We start from the raw sequence: 21,131 nt of genomic DNA, 5'->3' as shown, positions 1-21,131 counted from the left end.
AATAAACTATACTAAATGTTGATTTAAAGGATATTATTTATAATAAATTAGTTAAATGAATAGCTTATTTAGAATTGTAAACTAATAGTCTGAATGTCTTGCAAACTACTATTTACAATCGTAAACACCCTATTATTGTAATTTACTTTTGTAACATCAAAGGTATTGACAAATGTAAATTGAAGTTGTTTTACATTTGTAATCGTACAATTATTCAACCCATTTTAACAATACTTATCTTAATACTCTACCCCACATCTTAACACATTTTATAATCATTTTTAGGCAACTCTAAAAATTTTAAGGTTGGGAACAAAAACTTAAAGTACTTTTGTCTAAAACACAATTACATGATTTCTTTAGCAGAAGAAAACTATTTAAAAGCTATTTATAGTTTGAATCAAATCCAACAAGGTGGTGCAAGCACAAATGCTGTTGCAGAAAAACTTGACACTAAAGCTTCTTCAGTGACAGATATGCTAAAAAAACTGAGCGAAAAAAAGTTGGTGAATTATACCAAGTATCAACCCGCATCACTTACCAATAGAGGTATGGCCATTGCTATCGATGTAATTCGAAAACATAGACTTTGGGAGTTTTTTTTAGTAGAAAAACTAAAATTCAAATGGGACGAAGTACATGAAATAGCAGAACAGTTGGAGCACATTCGCTCATCAGCACTTGTAGATCGATTGGATAGTTTTTTAGAATACCCCAAATTTGACCCTCATGGAGACCCTATACCTGATAAAGAAGGAAGAATTAATAAAATCCATGACACAGTATTATCTGCATTACCTATTGGAGAAGAAGCTCACATAGTAGGAGTAAAAGAACATTCAAATTCTTTTCTTCAATATTTGGATGCTGTAAAATTGGTTTTGGGCACACGTGTAAAACTGATTAATCGATTTGAGTTTGACCAATCTGCAATAGTTCAAATTGCAGGAAAAGAAAACATTACTATCTCTTTCGACATTAGTAAAAACCTATATATTAAATTTATTTAATTGTAAAAGATGAAAAAAATAGTTTATTCCTTACTCCTATTCTCTCTGGCATGCACACAGCCTGAACCTAAAAAAGTGGAAAAATCAGAACCGGTAGAAAAAAGACTTCAAATAGTAGTTACCACCAATATTTTAGGAGACATGGTTAGCAATATTGTTAAAGATAAGGCTGACTTGAAAGTATTAATGGGTGCCGGAGTTGATCCTCATTTATACAAAGCCACTCAAAATGATATCCAGTATTTAATGAACGCAGACATTATCGTATACAATGGACTACATTTAGAAGGTAAAATGGGTGAAATCTTTGAAAAGGTAAAAGGAAATAAAAAGGTAATTGCTGCTGCAGAAGGCATAGATCCATCCTTATTAATTACTTCAGACCAATTTAAAGGAGCTCAAGATCCACACATCTGGTTTGATGCTACCTTATGGTCCACTGCTTGTGAATATGTAACCAAACAAATTGCGGCTGAAGACAGTATTAATGCTGAAAAAATTACTAACCAAGGCTTATCCTATGCTAATAACTTATTAGCCATTGACACTTGGATAAAAAATAAAATCAGTGAATTACCTGTAGAGAAACGCATTTTGATAACTGCTCACGATGCTTTTGGATATTTCGGAAAAGCATATGATGTTGAAGTTAAAGGATTACAAGGCATCTCTACGCTTTCAGAATATGGACTTAGAGATGTTACAAATATGGTTGAATACATAATAAAAAATAAAGTCAAAGCAGTGTTTGTAGAAACTTCTGTTAACCAAAAATCAATGGAAGCGGTCATTGAAGGATGCAAAGAAAAGGGATATGACTTAAAAATTGGAGCCAATCTATACTCAGATGCTATGGGCGATAAAGGAACATCCGGAGGCACCTACTTAGGCATGGTTAAATACAATGTTACCTCCATCGTTAACGCATTAAGATAATGGAAGAAATAGCGCTTGAAACGCACAACCTAACAGTAAGTTATAATCGAAAGCCCGTGCTTTGGAATGTTGATTTTAAACTTCCAAAAGGACAAATAATTGGGATAATTGGCCCTAATGGCTCTGGCAAGACTACACTTCTTAAATCGATCATGGGATTAACTCCGCTAAGCAGTGGATATGTTGAAATATTTGGTCAAAAACTAAATGATGTGCGTCATAGAATTAGTTATGTTCCACAAAGAGAATCAGTAGATTGGGATTTTCCAGCCAGTGTTATGGATGTAGTTTTAATGGGTAGGTATAGTCCAAAAAACTTGTTTAAGCGCATCAAAAAAGTAGATAAAGACATTGCGGCTGAAGCTTTAGAAAAAGTTAATTTATTGGAATTTAGTAACCGGCAAATTTCACAGCTTTCTGGTGGGCAGCAACAGCGCGTTTTTATTGCACGCTCATTGACACAAAATGCTGACTTATTTATAATGGATGAACCCTTTGTGGGAGTTGATGCAGCTACAGAACAAGCTATTTTGACCCTTATGCAAGAAATGAAAAGCAAAGGAAAAACTGTAATAGTTGTTCATCATGACCTTCAGACAGCGAAGGATTATTTTGATTGGATTGTACTTTTAAATACTCGGCTTGTAGCTTCTGGCCCTAAATCTGAAATTTTTAACGAAGAGCTATTGCAAGAAGCTTATGGAGGCAAATTGAATGTGTTGAGCAAGGTTGGAGAACTGGTAAAAGAACACGATTTCCCTATTCGAGAGAAAAAAAGAAAATAAATGAACGATTTACTTGACTTTCTGTCTTTCTCTGACCCCAATGTAAGATTTGTAGCATTTGGAACAATGCTACTAAGCGCTGCTGCTGCTATTGTTGGTTGTTTCGCTTTTCTTAGAAAACAAGCATTGGTTGGAGATGCTATTGCCCACTCCATACTCCCTGGGGTATGTTTAGCGTTTATCATTTCAGGAACCAAGAATCCCATTTACTTATTAATCGGAGCTACTATATCAGGTTGGATATCATTACTCATGGTTAATTACATTTCCAACCATTCCAAATTAAAGTCCGACACTTCAATTGGAATAGTGTTGAGTGTATTCTTTGGCTTCGGAATTTTATTATTGACTGCTATTCAGCACTCAGGAAATGCCTCACAAGCAGGATTAGATAAGTTCTTGTTTGGGAAAGCTGCTTCACTCACCTCTGATGATGTAACTATTTTTGGAAGTGTAGCAATTGCCTTAATATTTGTGGTTTTCCTTTTTTACAAAGAATTTAAATTGATATCCTTCAATTCTGACTTTGCAAGATCCATCGGACTTCCTGTCAATTTTTTGGAATTTGTATTATCAAGTTTAACGGTATTGGCCATTGCTGTGGGGATTCAAGCAGTAGGGGTAGTTTTAATGGCTGCACTTTTAATAACGCCTGCCACTGCTGCGCGCTTTTGGACACATCAATTGTGGAAAATGATTCTGATAGCCACGATTCTTGGAGCTTTTTCTGCACTACTAGGAACCTATATTAGTTACCTTTACCCCTCTATGCCTACTGGCCCATGGATAGTTGTCTGTTTATCTTTCATTGCCCTTTCTTCTATTTTTTTCGCACCAAAAAATGGCATTCTTCCCCAACTTAAGCGCCAACAGTCGAATCGATTGAAAATAAGAAATGAGAATATATTAAAACTGTTTTTCCATTTAAGTGAAGAAAGTGAAGATTATCACCAAGGGTTTGACTTTTCAACTTTACTTGAATCTAGAGACTTTTATCCACAAGAGTTAACAAAGGGTTTAGCTTATTTAAAATCAAAAAATCAAATTAGAATTCTTAACAATAAATGGCACCTGACAAAATTAGGGTTAATCGAAGCCAAACGAATTGTTCGACTACATCGACTATGGGAAATGTACTTAAATAAAAAATTGAAATTAGCTCCAGATCATGTTCATAATGATGCCGAAGCGATTGAGCACATCATTACTCCCGAGGTAGAAAGATTATTGGAGAAAGAACTCAACTATCCAACTAAAGACCCACACCAAAGTAATATTCCTTATACTGATTAATGATGAAAATAAAACACCTTTTATTACTCTATTTTGGAATTTCTATCGCTATTTTTTCATGCTCTGCATTGCAAACCAAGACGCCTCCCTCCATCTCAGTAAGTAATAGAGTGGATACTAATAATGCAGACATCAGATCAATAATACAACTATATTCCAACTACTTAAATTCATCACCGGAATTGATTCAAAATAACCCATACTGGAATTCTGAGGAGAAGAAAAAATTCAAAGATTTTGATCTTTCAAGAGCCACACTATTTCAATCTTTTACAGGTGAAGAAATTCAACGATATTTTCCACCTTTTATACTATCCATTGAGCCGGTTGATGAAAAATATAGAATTAAAGTTCTCTATTCCTCTAACACCACTGAACCGGCATATATTGGCTCTAAAGTTTGGGCCATTCACCAACTTTTTGCAGTAAAAGAAAACAATAAATGGGTATTGGAAAACTCCTTACAAAATGTAACTTCTGGGTGGAATACCTTTAAAACAAAGCACATTACGTTTCATTACCCTTTTGATTATGACTTTTCAGAAAAACGGGCTCAAAAAGCCAATGAATTTTGTGCTGAGATTCTAAAAGAATACAATCCAGAAAACACGAACTATCACTTTAACTACTACATTGCTAATGACATTGATCAGATGGGTCAATTAGAAAATTTCGATTACTATTTTACTGGTATCACTACAGGAAAATCTAAAGAACAGATGGTAATCTCTTGTATCAAGGATGAGTTTTATCCTCATGAATTTATCCATCAACTATTACCTGAAAATCAGAATAGAAGTCATATCATTGAAGAGGGTCTAGCCACTTTTCTGGGTACAAAAGTCGATATTACTGAATATCAAAATAGAATGAAACTATTAAGTGATGATGTTTTTAATGACTCATCAACCAATTTCCACTCTATTTTTGATCATAACAATCCTTACAAAGGATATCAGGTCGCTTATCCTGCTGGAGCTGCATTATGTGAACTTGTTTTTGAACTTAAAGGAGAAAAGGGCTTGAACGTCTTAATCAATGGCAACACCTCCACAAAAAAAGAATTAACTGTTTTATTGACAGAATCATTAGACCTTACAGAACAAGAAATAGAAACAAAATGGAATCTAATTCTCACTAAATTCGATCAAAACTGATGGCCTCTTTTTGGATTATCTTAACAGGGACTTTAATTGCAATAAGCTGTAGCCTTTTAGGTTGCTACCTTATTTTAAGAAAAATGGCAATGGTAGGTGATGCTATCTCTCATGCTGTACTACCAGGAATCGTATTAGCATTTTTGTTTTCAGGTAGCAGAGAAACCATCCCAATGCTAATTGGAGCAGCATGTCTAGGCGTACTTACAACTGTTATCATTGAACTTTTTCATAGAAAAGCGAGGCTTCAATCTGATGCTGCTATCGGAATCACTTTTACATGGCTGTTTGCAATAGGAATCATTCTTATATCCTTCTTTGCAGACAATATTGACTTGGACCAAGATTGCGTTCTTTATGGAGAAATTGCGATGGTTCCTTTGGATATCTTCTATCTAGCATCAGGAGTTTCTTTAGGTCCTCGTCCTGTTTGGATTGGAGGTGTTACTTTAATCCTAATCGTTACTTTTATTATATGGGGATATAAAGGTTTATTCATCACCTCATTCAATGAAGAGTACGCTAAAGCTATCGGTATAAGTGCTGCTTTTTGGCACTATGCTTTAATGAGTTCTGTTTCATTAACTACAGTCGTTGCTTTTGAATCTGTTGGTGCTATTTTAGTCGTGGCCTTTTTAATTGTTCCAGCTGCCACAGCATACCTTATAGTAGACGACTTGAAGAAAATGTTGTTATTATCAGCTCTATTTGGAACTTTATCAGCCATTTCTGGTTACTACCTTGCTTACACCATGGATGGCTCGATAGCTGGTGCTATGGCTACCATGACAGGCATATTCTTCACTATCGTATTCATCATTCAAAAAATAAGAGCCCAAAAAGCCACTCAAGTTCCCAACTTTTAGTCTAACTTTAGGTTCAATTTAGAATATATCAATTAATAGACTATGTTAAAAAGACAACTTATATTGTTGCTATCCACCTTCATGGGCTTGAGTTATTCCAATGCTCAAACTCCGGACTTTAGCAATCAAAATTGTAAATCGCACATTTTAGACACAAAAATGATGCTGAACAACAACAATAAATCCAATGCAAACTCATCGAATTATGATGTAAAATACTACCGATTAAATATTGCGGTAGATCCTGCCGTTTTATTTATCAAAGGAGACGTTACGATGCATTTTATTGCCAGTCAAAACAATGCGGGTTCTCTTGAGCTGGATTTATTGAATTCATTAACAGTAGACTCTGTAAAATACAATAATTCCAACATCTCGTTTATGCAATTAACGAATGATGTATTGAGGATTATATTTCCTACCAATTTACAAATCGGTATTTTAGATTCAGTTCAAATCTTCTATCAAGGAACCCCTACTGGAGGAGGTTTTGGATCTTTTATTACTCAAGCACACAATGGTACTTCTGCTATGTGGACCCTTTCTGAACCATACGGAGCCAAGGACTGGTGGCCATGTAAACAAACCCTAACCGACAAAGCAGACTCTATTGATTTTATTATTACTAATCCAGTTGCTTACCTTGCAGCATCTAATGGAATTTTAGTTGCTAGAGATACAGTTAACTCTTTTACAAGAAGCCATTGGAGACATCGCTATCCAATAACAGCTTATCTTGTAGCATTTGCGGTTACCAATTATAGTATATATTCCGATTACTTGGTACAAGGCACTGATTCATTAGAAATTTTGAATTATGTTTACCCAGAAACCTATTCTCAAGCTGTAACGCAAACCCCTATCACTGCAGATTTAATTGACCTTTTTGATAGTTTGTTTATACCTTATCCATTCGAAAATGAAAAGTATGGTCATGCTCAATTTGGTTGGGGTGGCGGCATGGAACACCAAACGATGAGTTTTATGGTTAATTACAGTTTTGGATTGGTTGCCCACGAATTGGCTCATCAATGGTTTGGCAATAAAGTAACATGTGGAACCTGGCAAGATATCTGGTTGAATGAAGGTTTTGCAACCTATTTGACAGGATTGAGTTATGAAAACGTTCAACCTCAATTTTGGTCGAATTGGAAAAGCTCCACTTCCAACTCGGCTACTTCCTTTTCAGGTGGATCGGTGTTTGTGACCGATACGACTAGTGTTAATTCTATATTTAGCAGCAGATTGTCTTATAACAAGGGAGCCTATTTACTTCATATGCTAAGATGGAAAATGGGTGATTCTGCATTTTTCCAAGGTTGTAGAAATTATCTAAATGATACTTCTTTGGCATACGGTTATGCAAAAACAGCACAATTAAAGCAACATTTAGAAGCAAGTTCAGGGTTAAATTTAACCGAATTTTTAGATGATTGGTATTACGGTCAAGGTTATCCAAACTACCAAGTTTCTTACAATCAAAATGGAGCAACGACAGACATTAACATACAACAAACGACTTCTCATTCATCGGTTAGTTTTTTTGAAATGCCTGTACCTATATATTTTGAAGGCCCAAATGGAGAAGACACTACAGTGGTATTGGATCATACATTTTCAGGGCAAACATTCAATGTGTCCATACCTTTTACTATTACCAACGCAGTATTTGATCCTGAACAATGGATTCTTACTAGAAACAATACTATTACTTCACTAGCGGAGCAAAGGAACTCTTCTAACACTGTATACTTCTACCCTAACCCTGCTAGAAATATTGTAACCATCGAATTCAATAACCAACAGACTAGGGTTATCTCTTACGAAGTACTTAATGCTTTAGGTCAATCAATTAAATCAAGTTTGAATAAAAATCAAATTGATGTATCTTCTCTAGAATCGGGAATTTATTTTGTAGCCATAACTACCGACCAAGGAACTATTAAAAAGAAATTAATTGTAGAATAATACAGACATTATGTCTGCAAAAAGGAGCTTTTTGAATGAAAAGCTCCTTTTTTTATGTCAAATTTTCCGATTTTATATTTTTTTATAGAATGGAAGATAAATTGTTAATCCATTTTCGTCAAATAAAAACTAACGAAAAATCCACAATATGAATTTTAATAATTTCACAATAAAATCGCAAGAAGCCGTGCAAAGTGCGCAGCAACTTGCAATGGAAAATGGGCAACAAGCCATTGAGACAGGACACCTACTTAAGGGAATATTTAACGTTGATGAAAATGTTAGTCCCTATTTATTCCAAAAACTAGGCGTAAACTTAAATAATGTTCAACAAGCTTTAGATCGAATTGTGACCTCCTACCCTAAAGTAAGCGGTGGAGAAGCATATCTATCTAAAGGAGCAAACAAAGCATTACAGTTAGCGACCTCCTACTTGAAAAGTTTTGGTGATGAATATGTTTCCTTAGAACACTTGTTATTAGGATTATTAAACAACTCCGATCAAATTGCTCAACTATTGAAAGATAGTGGTGTAAATGAAAAGGATTTGAAAAAAGCCATTGAAGAACTTCGAAAAGGAGAAAAAGTAACCTCTGCCTCTCAAGAAGAAACCTATAATTCACTTGAAAAGTATGCTAACAATTTGAATAAAATGGCTGCATCAGGTAAATTAGACCCTGTTATTGGTAGAGATGAAGAAATCCGTAGAGTTCTTCAAATTCTTTCTAGAAGAACAAAAAACAATCCGATATTAATTGGTGAACCGGGAGTTGGTAAAACCGCTATAGCAGAAGGAATCGCACACCGAATCGTGAATGGAGATGTGCCTGACAATCTAACTTCTAAGAAGATTTTCAGTTTGGACATGGGAGCTTTAGTTGCCGGAGCCAAATATAAAGGAGAATTTGAAGAGCGATTGAAGTCTGTTGTCAAAGAAGTAACTGCTTCAGCAGGTGAAATCATCTTATTTATTGATGAAATTCACACTTTAGTCGGTGCCGGTGGCGGTGAAGGTGCAATGGATGCAGCCAACATTCTTAAGCCCGCCTTAGCTAGAGGTGAATTAAGAGCAGTAGGCGCAACAACTTTAAATGAGTATCAGAAATACTTTGAAAAAGACAAAGCACTTGAAAGACGTTTTCAAAAGGTATTGATTGATGAACCCAATACGGAAGATGCTATTTCAATTCTGAGAGGTATTAAAGATAAATATGAAACGCATCATAAGGTTCAGATAAAAGATGAAGCGATAATTCAAGCAGTGGAGCTGTCTCAACGATATATTACAGACCGCTTTTTACCGGATAAAGCAATTGATTTAATCGATGAAGCTGCCTCAAAGTTAAGAATGGAAATCAACTCAAAACCTGAAGAAATGGATGAGTTAGATAGAAGAATAATGCAGCTAGAAATTGAAAGAGAGGCAATTAAACGAGAAAAGGATGAAAAAAAGTTAGCTTCTCTATCAGAAGAAATTGCAAACCTTTCAGAGAAAAGAGATGAATTAAATGCCAAATGGCAAAGCGAAAGGAGCATTATAGATGGAGTTCAGAAAGCTAAAGAAGCCATAGATCAATACAAATTGGAGGCTGAGCAAGCTGAACGAGCAGGAGACTATGGAAAGGTAGCAGAAATTAGATATGGTAAGATAAAAGATGCTGAAAATGAACTAGAACACTTCAAGCAATTAATGAAAGAAAATAAAGGCAAGTCCACCCTTATTAAAGAGGAAGTGGATGCTGAAGAAATTGCATCAGTGGTTGCTAGGTGGACAGGAATTCCAATTAGTAAAATGTTGGAGAGTGAGAGACAGAAACTTCTTCGACTTGAAGATGAACTGCACCAACGTGTGGTAGGTCAAGACGAAGCTATCGTAGCAGTTTCAGATGCGATACGTCGAAGCAGAGCGGGCTTACAAGATCAGAAGAAGCCAATCGGGTCATTCATCTTTTTGGGAACTACTGGTGTTGGTAAAACTGAATTGGCAAAAGCATTAAGTGATTATTTATTTAATGATGAGAATGCAATGACTCGGATAGATATGAGTGAATATCAAGAGCGACATGCAGTATCTAGACTTGTTGGAGCGCCTCCAGGATATGTAGGGTATGATGAAGGTGGTCAATTAACAGAAGCTGTTAGAAGACGTCCCTACTCTGTTATATTGTTAGACGAAATTGAAAAAGCACACCCAGATGTATTTAATATTTTACTTCAAGTATTAGACGATGGGCGATTGACAGACAATAAAGGACGATTGGTGAACTTTAAAAATACCATCATTATTATGACTTCGAATTTAGGATCTAATATTATCCAAGAAAATTTTGAAGGAATTAAAGAAGCGGAATTTGAGCGTGTTTATGAAAAAACCAAACTAGATGTATTTGGTCTGCTTAAAACTTCAATGCGGCCTGAATTCATCAATCGTATTGACGAGACAATTATGTTTACTCCGTTAAGTAAGGAGAATTTAGATCAAATTGTTCGAATTCAATTACAACATGTAGTGAAGCTTGCTGCTAAGAACGACATTAACTTAAGTTTTTCTGACGAAGCCATACAATTCATCTCCGAAGAAGGGTTTGATCCACAATTTGGCGCAAGACCTATAAAAAGAGTCATTCAGAAAAAAGTATTGAATGAATTGTCAAAACAGATATTAGCCGGCAAAATTCAAAATGGAGATACGATGGTTATGGATGTATTTGATGATCAAATCGTATTTCGAGCTCCTATCGAAAAAGAAATAGTGAGTTAATAAATAGTAAGTAGTTTGTTAGAGTAAGTCCCTTGATTTAAATGAATCAAGGGACTTTTTCATTATCATTTTTTTATTCGAATCATAACAGAGGACCAACTTTTGATGTAAAAAATGAAGATTATCCGCTTTCTACATTCCTTAGAAATGTCTACTTTCACGACAAGTATACAATGGAAAAACTGCGCGCTTATTTCTTAGATTCAAAGAACACTAATACGATAGCAATCACAGTGTTATTTATTGGAGCTTTAATCTTCTATTGGCCTACATCAACCCTATTCCCTGTTCACGTTCATGCATGGACACAATCAGACAGATTGGCCATAGCTTTATGCTTTCTGCAAAATGGATTTGACTTTTTTCATCCATGCAATTTTAACCTTATAACGAGGCATGGAATAACCGCTGTAGACTTTCCAATCAATGAGTACATTATAGCATGCATTTCATATATTTTTAAGTGGGATATTGTTACTGTCTTTAGAACTTATATGCTATTATGGGGGCTCATAGGATTATTCTTCGTCTATCGATTCTTTGGGTTGTTAACGAGGGATAAATTAAAAGGATTAGCCATGATGCTATTCACTTATTTTGCTCCATTCTATGCCTATTACCTCAATGGATTTTTGCCTTCAATTCCCTCTTTCTCTCTACTATTCATTGGATTATATTATATACTTAGTCAATGGCATCAACCTAGCACTACAAAATACCTAAAGGGCATCATTTTTCTGACGCTAGCAGCTTTAATTCGGCTACCATTTGTGATCCCATTATTTGCTTTACTTTGTCTTTTGGTCGCTCTAATTATCAAAAAGCGAGAGCATATCAAGCAATTGTATTTCCCCATTCTAGGTCTTGTTATAGTTGCTTTATATTGGCTGTACAATCAGAATTTAAGTGAGACTTATGGATCTATTTTTCTGGATAAATTTCTTTCTATCGATTCAATGGACTATTTATCTACCACTTTAGGTAAAATAAGATTACGTTGGGGAGGTGAGTATTTTAGCCCCTATCACTACCTTTTAATTGCAGGAAGTATTTGGATCTTAATATGGAAAACTGTTAATCCATTTCACCCTACTGCTATTCAAAGGAACATACTTTATTTCAACTCTTTTTACCTTCTTGGCTGTCTCCTCTTTTTTAAATTAATGGGGCAACAATTTGTTGACCATGATTATTATTTTATAGATACTTTTTTTCCAGTAATACTCCTATTTTTTGGTTTAGGCATTTCGTTTATTGCTATCAAAAAAGATTATCAAAATGTAGCCATGGCGCTATTTGTCATTTTTACTATAAATATGGGTTACAATACAAAAGTTAAGCTCAATGAACGATATAGAACTCAAAATAAAGATCGTGCAAAAATAGCTTATCGAGCTTTTAAAGATGCACGTCTTTTAATGGACGAATTGGAAATTTCGAATGACAAAACTGTTCTTGCCATAGATGCAGTAACAACAAATACTCCGTTTATTCTTATGAATAGAAGTGGTGTTGCAGTTTTATCTACTGACTCCGTCAGCATTAAAGAAGGATTAGAATATGGATTGGATTATGTCACCATGATTGATACTTTTTTGTTTTCAGATGTTTACATGAATTACCCATCTATTATTAAGAAATTAGATTTGGTAGGACAAACCTCAAGAATTCGTTTTTATCAGCCAACAAAAGATCCAAAAAGCATTCAATTCTTTCAGCACCTTTATCATTTTAGTGAACTTAATTTCAATGGTTCATTTGACTCTATACCTAATGGATATAGTAATTTATCCCCAACATTGTCACAAGAAATGGAATTGAATTCATCCATAGAATACGGGTTAACCTATAGCCAAATCATAAAAAGTGAAGGTCCCTTACCTATTGATGTGGTAGTCGATGCTGACATTTGGATGCCCGACACTAACTCAACAGCTACTCTAGTAGTTAGCTATGGATCTGAACTTTACGAACCTTTTTACATTCAAAATGAAATAGATACAACAGGTGTTTGGGAACACATTCAGTTTAGAACTCAACTTCCCCTCAATCACCCTGAAGAAGAGCTAAAGGTATATTTTTGGAATGCCGATAGGACATATATGAAGTACGATAATTTTAAATTACTAATTGCAAAATAAAGAACTCATGAAAAATCCATTCAAAGCACTAGTAGTCAGAGAAAATACAGACGGAACCTTTAGTCGAAAAATAGAAGACAAAACGATTGAACAACTCCCAACTGGTGAAGTAGTTATTAAAGTCCTGTTTGCAGGATTAAATTATAAAGACGGACTTTCAGCATCAGGACACAAAGGAATTACACGAAAATACCCACACACTCCAGGAATTGATGCTTCAGGAATAGTAGAAAGCAGCGAGGACAATCGATTCAAGAAAGGTGATGAAGTCATTGTTACTTCTTACGATTTGGGAATGAATCATGACGGTGCATTTGCAGAATATATTAGAGTGCCTGCCAATTGGGTAGTAAAGAAACCAGAAAATCTAAGTTTTGAAAAAAGTCAGCAGTTTGGAACAGCAGGTTTTACGGCTGCTTTAGCCTTGCATAAAATGATTAAAGGGGGGCAGAAACCTGAAATGGGTAAAATAGTCGTTACTGGGGCTACAGGAGGTGTAGGCTCAATGGCAGTTGCCCTATTGGCTCATGCAGGATATCAGGTAATTGCATCAACTGGAAAATCTGAGAAAGAATATTTAACAAGTTTGGGCGCAACAGAAATACAAGACAGAAGTTTTACTTCCGATGATAGTAACCGCCCTCTACTACGTCCTAAGTGGGCTGGCGCAATAGATACTGTTGGTGGAAATACGTTAGCTACCTTATTAAAAGCATGTGATAGAAACGGAAATGTCGCAACTTGCGGTCTGGTTGCTAGTCCTGATTTATCTACAACAGTTTATCCATTTATATTGAACGGGATCAATTTATTAGGAGTAGAATCTGCCGAATGCCCAATGAATTTAAGAACTGAATTGTGGAAAAAGTTAGGTAATGAATGGAATGTCAATTTACCAGAAGATAGCGCCACTTATATTTCACTAGAAGAATTGAACCCTTATTTAGATGCAATTTTAGAAGGTAAAACCAAAGGCCGAATTATTGTAAAATTTTAATCCCAAAAATTGTTACTTAGTTTACTTCTTTTTTCAGGATTCGCAGGAATTACCGTTTTTATAGGTGGCGTTTTAGCGCATGTGTTTAATCATCATGTTAAAGAAAGTCCAATAAAATATGACATTATCTACACATTAATGTCTTTCGGTGCTGGAATCATTTTGTCTGCGTTAGCATTGGTTTTAGTTCCAAAAGGTCTGGAAGAGTTAAGTCTGTTTCCTTTGATTATTTCATTTTTATCCGGAGCAATATGCTTCTACGCCCTAGATTCTTACTTGGTGAAAAAAGGTGGACAAACTGCTACACTAATGGCTATGCTGATGGATTTTGTTCCAGAATCTATCGCATTGGGAGCTGTTTTTGCAATTGAACCATCAACGGCTACTCTTTTAGCAGTATTTATTGGTCTTCAAAATTTACCTGAAGCATTTAACTCATATCGCGATTTAGTCATAAGCGGCTTCTCTACCAAAAAGACTTTAGTCATTTTCTTTTTCCTTAGCTTTTTAGGAATTATTGGCGCACTAACAGGACACTTTGTATTAAGTCAGTATCCAAATCTCACGGCGATATTAATGGTCTTTTCTAGTGGTGGGATTTTATATTTATTGATTCAAGATATTATTCCAAACAGTCAATTAAAGAATAAAAGAGCGACTTCTCTTGGTGCGATTGTAGGATTTCTTGTGGGAATGATTGGCGAAAAATTGATTTAAAGAAGCTATGCCTTAATTCGCTCTATCTTTTTCATCACCTCTTCCGCTTCTGCTTGCAATTGGTCACTTTTCTTGCGATCTATTGTTGATTGCTCAAATGATTGTTCCAATAACTTTTTGTATTGTTCTTGTAATTTCTCTTTTTCTGATTTCTTCTTGAATAATCCAAACATGATGGTAGTTTAATTTGGTAAACATCCATTTTCTAAAATTGTTTATCGAAATATCTATTTCTAGAGATATAAAAAGCAAAATACTAAGCAAAGAAAAAGCCTTCCTCAAAAGAGAAAGGCTTAGGCTTAAAGATTCAAATTCTATAAATATTAAGCAAGTTTTACATTAACAGCGTTAAGGCCTTTTTTACCTTCCTGCAACTCAAACGTTACTTCATCATTTTCTCTAATCTCATCAATTAATCCTGTTACGTGTACAAAGTACTCTTTGTCATCGTTGTCATCTTTAATGAAACCAAATCCTTTGGTATCATTGAAGAATTTTACTTTTCCTTCTTTCATTATAATAATTTTAATTCAGCCACAAATGTACGGGATTATTACTTCATAAAACAATTCTAACTCATTAATTTATAATTTATTTTTTGTTAATTAATTCAATCAATCCACTCCCTAACCTATAATGTAGAAACCCTTTAGTAAAAATTAATCACAAAAAAAGTCAAGACTGTGAAAGACTTGACTTTTTGAATTCCTCGATGAAGATTACTTTCCACTAGGCGTACTCTGACTCACTTCTAATTTTCTATCATCCAATGGGAAGTTTCTTAAACTTTTTGAAACTCTATCCATTTGTCGTTTTTCTATTTCAAAATATGAGCGATCGTTTTTCACGACGATGTCTCCAATATCTCTCCTATCTATTTTAGCCTCACCAGCAATAAACTCAACTAAATCTTTTTTCCGGATAGCATCTTGCTTACCGATGTTTAGCATCATCCATTCCTTTGGTCGACTATAATCTCTTCTTCCCTCTTTTTTTTCTTTTTTTTTGTCACCGAATCGTGTATCTCGATCTCCACCCCGTTCACTTCTTCTTCCTCCACGTTCGCCTCTATCTCGACCTCTGCCTCTACTTCCTCTATCATCGCCACCTCTAGAGCTTCTTCCTTCTGCTTCATTCAAATCTCTATTGGATTTATCCAATTTTAAACTCGACAGCTCATTAGAAACTAACTTAGAAATTAATTCTTCTTTTGAGAAGCTACTAAGGGTCTCCAATGCTGCAGACAATAAGTCGTGATTGATATGAGAAGAAATTTCAGTTTTAGCCAATAGCTCAGCCCACTGTAAAATTCTTTTTTCAGCAATATCTTTGGCTGAAGGAATTTCAATTTTAGAAAAAGAGGCATCTAAATTTCTTTCTATCTCTCTTAATCTTCTCTGATCTCTTGCAGAAATAAATGCAATGGAAATTCCTTTATTTCCTGCTCTACCTGTTCGTCCACTTCGGTGAGTGTAATAGGTAATATCATCTGGCAATGCATGATGAATCACATGCGTTAAGTTATCTACATCTATACCTCTGGCCGCAACATCTGTAGCTACAACCATTTGTAAAGCATGCGCTTTAAATTGGCGCATCACCCTATCTCGCTGTGCCTGTGACAGGTCACCATTTAATGCATCTACATGATAGCCAGCAGACTTTAAATCATCTGCTAAAGCTTGCGTATCTCTTTTGGTTCTACAGAAAATGATTCCCTTCATTTTAGGAGTCACATCCATAATACGTTTGATAGCTTCTGTTTTATCAGAAACTTTAACTACTGCATATTGATGTTCAATATCCTTATTTGTAGAAGTTCCAGAATTAACGGAAATTTCTACAGGGTCATGCATATAGGTTTTTACTATTCTTCGTATCTCTTTTGGCATTGTCGCCGAGAATAACCAAGTAAGCTTTTCTTTTGGAGTGTGCGACAAGATTTCATCCAAATCGTCTTTGAACCCCATATTTAACATCTCATCCGCCTCATCTAGTACGACATAGCGAATTTTGCTTATATTTAATGCTTTCCTATTCAGCAAATCGATCATACGACCAGGAGTTGCTATAATAATTTGTGGCTTATCCTTAAGTGCTCTAATTTGATTCGAAATTGGCGCTCCTCCATAAACGGCAAGTACCTTTATCTCTGGCAAATATTTAGAGAAATTTTGAAACTGTGCAGCAATTTGCTGTCCTAGCTCACGTGTTGGCGCCAAAACAATTGCCTGAGTGTGTCGATCGTTAATATCAATCAAATCAATTAGTGGCAAACCAAACGCAGCAGTCTTTCCTGTTCCAGTTTGTGCTAATCCGATAAAATGGTTTTGGTTTTGGATCAATACTGGAATTGCTTTTTCCTGTATTTCTGATGGGGATTCGAACCCCATATCTTGAAGGGATTTCGTCAGTAAATCTGAAAGCCCTAATGCTGAAAATTTATTCAAATGTGTTGTATTTTATTAAGGTGCAAAAGTAAGTTTATTAAATGGATATTCAGAGGATATGCCTGACGAATCCAAAAAGCTTAACAAATTAATCAACAAGGATTTACTTAACACTTTATCATTTCTCGCTCTATTATAGAATACTTAGGGCTTTATTTTTAGCTCTATTTAGCAAGTCATTAACCACTAAAACTGCGCAAAAATGATCCTTTTTTGTAAAAAAAAACGCCCCACTTGTTTCCAAGTGAGGCGACTTTATTAGTTTTCTTTCTATTTGATTTTTATTGGAACCATAACATTTTCCCAATGTAGCACCAACTCATTGTCTTCATTAAAACTAAAGTCCAACATTTCGCGTTTGATGTCAGTTGATTGAGGTCTAACATTTACTCTTAATTGGTCTTTTGATTCGTCATACTTATAAGCTCCCCATTGTTTGGCATCTTTATTCAAAATAATCGTCCATTCGTCTTCATTAGGAATGGTAAATAATGAATAGGTACCAGCTGGAACTTCCTTCCCTTCTACAAATACCTTCTTCGAAAACATAATCGTGGTTGCATTATTAGCACCCGTTCGCCATATTTCACCATAAGGAACTAATTCGCCCATAACTTCTCTTCCTCTTGCTGAAGGTGCGCTATATTCGATTTCAATCGCTACACCATTAATGGTCGCATCGGCCTTACGCAACGGACTTTTCTTTTCAGTTACAGTCTCTGCTTTTATTTTAGAAGTTGATTCTTGCTCTTTCTGCATCTTCTTTACAGGTTTTTTTTGTGCATTTTCTTGAGCAGTAATAGAAAGTGTAGTTGCCAATATTAGTGCCACTACTGCCGCAGTTCGTTTCAATTTTTTCATTTTAATTCATTTTTGTTTTTACTTTATTCCAAGGCTTCAATTGCCAATTTGTTTTAGCAATACACAATTCATTCCCTTTTTTATCCTTTACAGAAATATGACATTTATAATAGATAACTTCTCCTTTTTTCAAAGGTGTCATTATTTCATTTTGAAGTGTTTCTTCTTTAATCTCAAAAGTTGCTTCTGCATCCATTTTGCCTTGAAATAAATAACTTAACTCCATACCTTCCATAATGATTCTATAGTCTTTAAACCCCAAACGAGATAACAGCAATAAGCCGGAAGCATACTCTGCAGCGGTGGCCTGTACACATGCATGCAATCCTTTTATGTGATTTAAATTAGATTTTTTGTAGGGAATATTGACCACAACTTTGTTGGAATCGATGTGCACTACTTTTAAATTGTGCGGTTTATTAAATGGGATAACCCTGTGAAGAATGAAATTAAATTTCCACAATCCAAAATTAGAAGATTGTGCACTTTTGATTATTTTATTGAGATCCATCATGTAAAGACTATTATTTATATTTATTTAAGAAAGTTACCCCAATATAATTAGGTAGGCTTTTATATTACTGTTAAATTTGCAAAAAACTTGATAAAAATCAAGGAGTTTAGAATAAAAACAAGCATATGTCAAAAGTAAAAGAAGGCGACAAGATTAAAGTACATTACACAGGAAAATTAACAGACGAAACAGTTTTCGATAGCTCGAGAGAAAGAGAGCCATTAGAATTTACTGTTGGGTCAGGTCAATTAATTCAAGGGTTTGATAAAGCAGTAATCGGTTTAGCAGCTGGTGAATCTACGGTAGCAAATATTCCATGTGCTGAGGCATATGGAGAACCTAGAGAAGACATGGTTATGTCGGTTCCTAAAGATCAGCTTCCAGCTGAGATTAAACCAGAAGTAGGTATGACTCTATCGGCAGGACAACAAGATGGTACACAAATGCCAGTTACAATTGTTGAAGTAGCTGATGATCATATTAAACTAGATGCAAACCACCCATTAGCAGGTAAGGATTTAGTATTTGATATCGAAGTAGTTTCTATCGGTTAATTCTGGTAGTATTTTATAGTGTAAATGGCCGTCTTCCTTTTAGGGAGACGGTTTTTTTGTGCGATCAATTTAGAAATGCCCCCTTTAAGTTGATGATAACTACTTCCTATTTGCTATAATTAATTCGTGCTATTTTGTAAATAACAATTATATTTCTGCTCCAAAATATTATTCACTTATACCATAGGAACCTATGAAGAAAATACTCATTATCTTATCAATAGTCTTCTGGGGGTGTACAGAATCCACCCCGTTTCAACAACCAAAGAAAACAACTGCCTCACCTTCTCCTAACAAAATTCAAGTTTTAAATGTTGGAAGCTTTCATTTTGGGTTCACTTCAGATGCTACTTCTGTTGAATTTGATGAAAATGATGCCGAAAAGCAACAAGAAATACGTGAACTCTCTAAATTACTCGCTCGATTTAAACCTACTATAGTTTGTCTGGAATACATCCCTGAATATCATCAAGAGATAAATACAGCATATCAAGCCTATATAAAACAACCAGAAATTCTAAATACGAATTATGGAGAACTTAGTATGGTTGGGTTTGATGTAGCTCATATGAACGGTTTGAAACAAGTATTTGGTATTGATAATCATATGGGATACAATTACAGTTTAGGAGATTTTATAGAAAATAGTCCTGAACTTGAAAATTCCATTGATCGAGAGACCTATTTAGAACTAACCAATGAACCATTTAAACATTATCCTGAAATCGCCGACTTAAACGATCATTTTGATGAATTATCCCTAATTGAGAAATTGAGGTTAATCAATGACCCCGTGATGCTAGATTATTCACTCAATACCAATGCTGATAAACTTCTATATGTAGGAATTGACAGTGGATTTCAAGGAGCAGAACAAGCTGCTCAATTCTACCTTAGAAACATGAAAATATACTCTAATTTGAACCGTATCAAAATGAACAAAGAAGACAGAGTTTTAATATTAATGGGTTCAGCGCATACTGCCATGCTTAGGGAGTTTATTCAACGAAGCCCCAAATTTGAAATGGTCAATACATTAGATTATTTGAAGCCATAATGGACGAAAAAACCCAATCACTTTCTCTAATTTTGGTTTCCAATGGCACCAAACCTACTATCTTCTCCACTACAAGGCTTCACTGATTTTCGCTTTCGCAATGCCTTTCAAAAATACTTTGGTGGAATAGATACTTTTTATTCCCCATACATCAGACTGAATGGAAAGTTAGAGATAAAGCCTGTATACGAGAGAGATATTTTGCCTAAAAATAACGATACTTTAACCGTCATTCCTCAAATAATGACCAATGATGCTGATGAATTTATCTTCGTCGCAAAATATGTACAGTCATTGGGCTACAAAGAATTGAATTGGAATTTGGGTTGTCCTTATCCAATGGTGATTAATCGTTGCATGGGATCAGGATTAATTAGCGACGCAAAAAGAATAGATGGAATTCTAGAGCGTGTTCATAATGAAACGGATATTATTGTTTCTATGAAAATGCGAATGGGCTACGAGCATAACCTTGAAATTTTGGATGTTTTTCCTGTTTTGGAAAAATATCCAATCAAAAACGTGGCAATTCATGCTCGAATTGGCAAACAGTTGTATAAAGGTGGTGTCGACTTGGATGGTTTTCAGCGTTGTATCGATCACAGTAAGCACACGCTTTATTACAATGGAGACATCACCACAGTGGAAAGTTATAGAGCTCTGAAAAAACGATTTCCAAACATTTCGAATTGGATGATTGGTAGAGGGTTAATTGCTGATCCATTTTTACCCCAAATGATTAAAAATGATAGCACAGAATATCCCAATAATCGAATTGAAGTGTTTAGTAAGTTTCATGATACTTTATTCTCCGAGTTTGAACAAACTTTATCAGGAGCTAAACACATCACTTTAAAAATGCTTCACTATTGGGAATACTTCGCAACCACTTTTCAGAACCAAAAAAAAGTAGTGAAGTTGATTAAGAAGGCAAATACAATAGAAGCCTACGATAAGGCAGTCAGACAGATTTTAGATTCAGAGAGCGAGCATGTCTAACTGAATCCATATAAATATTATTGAATTTTCTTCATTGGAACCTTATCGTTTGTATAAAAAAAAGC

Annotated in this window: 19 protein-coding genes; 14 read left to right on the top strand and 5 right to left on the bottom strand. The window is 35.0% G+C overall.

Going from position 1 to position 21,131, the window contains the following annotated elements; genetic code table 11:
- The first annotated feature begins 350 nt into the window (after nucleotides 1-350).
- From GQN54_RS05925 to GQN54_RS05875, 11 genes are all read left to right on the top strand, one after another.
- Nucleotides 351-1,010 (top strand): metal-dependent transcriptional regulator, encoded by a 660-nt coding sequence (locus GQN54_RS05925; RefSeq protein ID WP_160632595.1) that lies wholly within the window; start codon nucleotides 351-353, stop codon nucleotides 1,008-1,010.
- Between the two features lie 9 nt (nucleotides 1,011-1,019).
- Nucleotides 1,020-1,946, top strand: a complete 927-nt coding sequence (locus GQN54_RS05920) for a metal ABC transporter solute-binding protein, Zn/Mn family (RefSeq protein ID WP_160632594.1) — start codon at nucleotides 1,020-1,022, stop codon at nucleotides 1,944-1,946.
- On the top strand, nucleotides 1,946-2,731 hold the full coding sequence (locus GQN54_RS05915; protein ID WP_160632593.1) for a metal ABC transporter ATP-binding protein: 786 nt from the start codon (nucleotides 1,946-1,948) through the stop codon (nucleotides 2,729-2,731). The genes GQN54_RS05920 and GQN54_RS05915 overlap by 1 nt, the downstream gene beginning before the upstream one ends.
- Nucleotides 2,732-4,024, top strand: a complete 1,293-nt coding sequence (locus tag GQN54_RS05910) for a metal ABC transporter permease (protein ID WP_160632592.1) — start codon at nucleotides 2,732-2,734, stop codon at nucleotides 4,022-4,024.
- A complete protein-coding gene (locus tag GQN54_RS05905) occupies nucleotides 4,024-5,181 on the top strand; it encodes a hypothetical protein (RefSeq protein WP_160632591.1) in 1,158 nt (385 codons plus the stop codon). Before GQN54_RS05910 ends, GQN54_RS05905 begins: the two co-directional genes overlap by 1 nt.
- Nucleotides 5,181-6,047, top strand: coding sequence for a metal ABC transporter permease (locus GQN54_RS05900; RefSeq protein WP_160632590.1), 867 nt, complete (start codon nucleotides 5,181-5,183; stop codon nucleotides 6,045-6,047). Before GQN54_RS05905 ends, GQN54_RS05900 begins: the two co-directional genes overlap by 1 nt.
- Nucleotides 6,048-6,089: 42 nt before the next feature.
- On the top strand, nucleotides 6,090-8,015 hold the full coding sequence (locus tag GQN54_RS05895) for a M1 family aminopeptidase (protein WP_160632589.1): 1,926 nt from the start codon (nucleotides 6,090-6,092) through the stop codon (nucleotides 8,013-8,015).
- A gap of 148 nt (nucleotides 8,016-8,163) precedes the next feature.
- On the top strand, nucleotides 8,164-10,776 hold the full coding sequence (gene clpB, locus GQN54_RS05890) for an ATP-dependent chaperone ClpB (protein WP_160632588.1): 2,613 nt from the start codon (nucleotides 8,164-8,166) through the stop codon (nucleotides 10,774-10,776).
- 41 nt (nucleotides 10,777-10,817) lie between these two features.
- Complete coding sequence (locus tag GQN54_RS05885; protein ID WP_160632587.1) at nucleotides 10,818-12,917, top strand: glycosyltransferase family protein; 2,100 nt, start codon at nucleotides 10,818-10,820, stop codon at nucleotides 12,915-12,917.
- Between the two features lie 7 nt (nucleotides 12,918-12,924).
- Complete coding sequence (locus GQN54_RS05880) at nucleotides 12,925-13,914, top strand: YhdH/YhfP family quinone oxidoreductase (RefSeq protein ID WP_160632586.1); 990 nt, start codon at nucleotides 12,925-12,927, stop codon at nucleotides 13,912-13,914.
- Between the two features lie 9 nt (nucleotides 13,915-13,923).
- Nucleotides 13,924-14,631 carry a ZIP family metal transporter gene (locus GQN54_RS05875; RefSeq protein ID WP_160632585.1) on the top strand — a complete coding sequence of 236 codons (708 nt, stop codon included), beginning with the start codon at nucleotides 13,924-13,926 and terminating at the stop codon, nucleotides 14,629-14,631.
- 5 nt (nucleotides 14,632-14,636) lie between these two features.
- On the opposite strand, the gene GQN54_RS05870 is transcribed toward GQN54_RS05875, so the two are convergent.
- The 5 genes from GQN54_RS05870 to GQN54_RS05850 form a co-directional block, all read right to left on the bottom strand.
- The gene (locus GQN54_RS05870) at nucleotides 14,637-14,804 is read right to left on the bottom strand and encodes a Lacal_2735 family protein (protein ID WP_160632584.1); all 168 of its coding nucleotides are present in this window, start codon (nucleotides 14,802-14,804) and stop codon (nucleotides 14,637-14,639) included.
- A 150-nt stretch (nucleotides 14,805-14,954) separates the two neighbouring features.
- Nucleotides 14,955-15,146 (bottom strand): cold-shock protein, encoded by a 192-nt coding sequence (locus GQN54_RS05865; RefSeq protein WP_160632583.1) that lies wholly within the window; start codon nucleotides 15,144-15,146, stop codon nucleotides 14,955-14,957.
- A 204-nt stretch (nucleotides 15,147-15,350) separates the two neighbouring features.
- The gene (locus GQN54_RS05860; RefSeq protein ID WP_160632582.1) at nucleotides 15,351-17,081 is read right to left on the bottom strand and encodes a DEAD/DEAH box helicase; all 1,731 of its coding nucleotides are present in this window, start codon (nucleotides 17,079-17,081) and stop codon (nucleotides 15,351-15,353) included.
- A 270-nt stretch (nucleotides 17,082-17,351) separates the two neighbouring features.
- A complete protein-coding gene (locus GQN54_RS05855; protein ID WP_207554834.1) occupies nucleotides 17,352-17,942 on the bottom strand; it encodes a DUF2911 domain-containing protein in 591 nt (196 codons plus the stop codon).
- A gap of 1 nt (nucleotide 17,943) precedes the next feature.
- Nucleotides 17,944-18,456, bottom strand: a complete 513-nt coding sequence (locus GQN54_RS05850; RefSeq protein ID WP_160632581.1) for a DUF4442 domain-containing protein — start codon at nucleotides 18,454-18,456, stop codon at nucleotides 17,944-17,946.
- 125 nt (nucleotides 18,457-18,581) lie between these two features.
- Between GQN54_RS05850 and GQN54_RS05845 the strand changes: the two genes are divergently transcribed.
- From GQN54_RS05845 to GQN54_RS05835, 3 genes are all read left to right on the top strand, one after another.
- A complete protein-coding gene (locus GQN54_RS05845; protein ID WP_160632580.1) occupies nucleotides 18,582-19,010 on the top strand; it encodes an FKBP-type peptidyl-prolyl cis-trans isomerase in 429 nt (142 codons plus the stop codon).
- Nucleotides 19,011-19,203: 193 nt separating this feature from the next.
- A complete protein-coding gene (locus GQN54_RS05840; protein WP_160632579.1) occupies nucleotides 19,204-20,067 on the top strand; it encodes a DUF5694 domain-containing protein in 864 nt (287 codons plus the stop codon).
- 42 nt (nucleotides 20,068-20,109) lie between these two features.
- A complete protein-coding gene (locus GQN54_RS05835) occupies nucleotides 20,110-21,066 on the top strand; it encodes a tRNA dihydrouridine synthase (protein WP_160632578.1) in 957 nt (318 codons plus the stop codon).
- The last annotated feature ends 65 nt before the right edge of the window (nucleotides 21,067-21,131 follow it).

The organism is Acidiluteibacter ferrifornacis, assembly GCF_009909615.1.
Taxonomy (GTDB): Bacteria; Bacteroidota; Bacteroidia; order Flavobacteriales_E; family Vicingaceae; genus Acidiluteibacter; species Acidiluteibacter ferrifornacis.
The sequence above is the reverse complement of the archived record's forward strand: the minus strand, read 5'-3'. Positions and strand labels throughout refer to the sequence as shown.

What these genes read in the sequence shown, in the direction of transcription:
- GQN54_RS05840 (WP_160632579.1), top strand. Translation starts at nt 19,204, where the DNA reads ATGAAGAAAATACTCATTATCTTATCAATAGTCTTCTGGGGGTGTACA.
- GQN54_RS05900 (WP_160632590.1), top strand. Translation starts at nt 5,181, where the DNA reads ATGGCCTCTTTTTGGATTATCTTAACAGGGACTTTAATTGCAATAAGC.
- GQN54_RS05920 (WP_160632594.1), top strand. Translation starts at nt 1,020, where the DNA reads ATGAAAAAAATAGTTTATTCCTTACTCCTATTCTCTCTGGCATGCACA.
- GQN54_RS05910 (WP_160632592.1), top strand. Translation starts at nt 2,732, where the DNA reads ATGAACGATTTACTTGACTTTCTGTCTTTCTCTGACCCCAATGTAAGA.
- GQN54_RS05895 (WP_160632589.1), top strand. Translation starts at nt 6,090, where the DNA reads ATGTTAAAAAGACAACTTATATTGTTGCTATCCACCTTCATGGGCTTG.
- GQN54_RS05870 (WP_160632584.1), bottom strand. Translation starts at nt 14,804, where the DNA reads ATGTTTGGATTATTCAAGAAGAAATCAGAAAAAGAGAAATTACAAGAA.
- GQN54_RS05905 (WP_160632591.1), top strand. Translation starts at nt 4,024, where the DNA reads ATGATGAAAATAAAACACCTTTTATTACTCTATTTTGGAATTTCTATC.
- GQN54_RS05880 (WP_160632586.1), top strand. Translation starts at nt 12,925, where the DNA reads ATGAAAAATCCATTCAAAGCACTAGTAGTCAGAGAAAATACAGACGGA.
- GQN54_RS05855 (WP_207554834.1), bottom strand. Translation starts at nt 17,942, where the DNA reads ATGAAAAAATTGAAACGAACTGCGGCAGTAGTGGCACTAATATTGGCA.
- GQN54_RS05885 (WP_160632587.1), top strand. Translation starts at nt 10,818, where the DNA reads ATGAATCAAGGGACTTTTTCATTATCATTTTTTTATTCGAATCATAAC.
- GQN54_RS05915 (WP_160632593.1), top strand. Translation starts at nt 1,946, where the DNA reads ATGGAAGAAATAGCGCTTGAAACGCACAACCTAACAGTAAGTTATAAT.
- GQN54_RS05835 (WP_160632578.1), top strand. Translation starts at nt 20,110, where the DNA reads ATGGCACCAAACCTACTATCTTCTCCACTACAAGGCTTCACTGATTTT.
- GQN54_RS05845 (WP_160632580.1), top strand. Translation starts at nt 18,582, where the DNA reads ATGTCAAAAGTAAAAGAAGGCGACAAGATTAAAGTACATTACACAGGA.
- GQN54_RS05865 (WP_160632583.1), bottom strand. Translation starts at nt 15,146, where the DNA reads ATGAAAGAAGGAAAAGTAAAATTCTTCAATGATACCAAAGGATTTGGT.
- clpB (WP_160632588.1), top strand. Translation starts at nt 8,164, where the DNA reads ATGAATTTTAATAATTTCACAATAAAATCGCAAGAAGCCGTGCAAAGT.
- GQN54_RS05925 (WP_160632595.1), top strand. Translation starts at nt 351, where the DNA reads ATGATTTCTTTAGCAGAAGAAAACTATTTAAAAGCTATTTATAGTTTG.
- GQN54_RS05850 (WP_160632581.1), bottom strand. Translation starts at nt 18,456, where the DNA reads ATGATGGATCTCAATAAAATAATCAAAAGTGCACAATCTTCTAATTTT.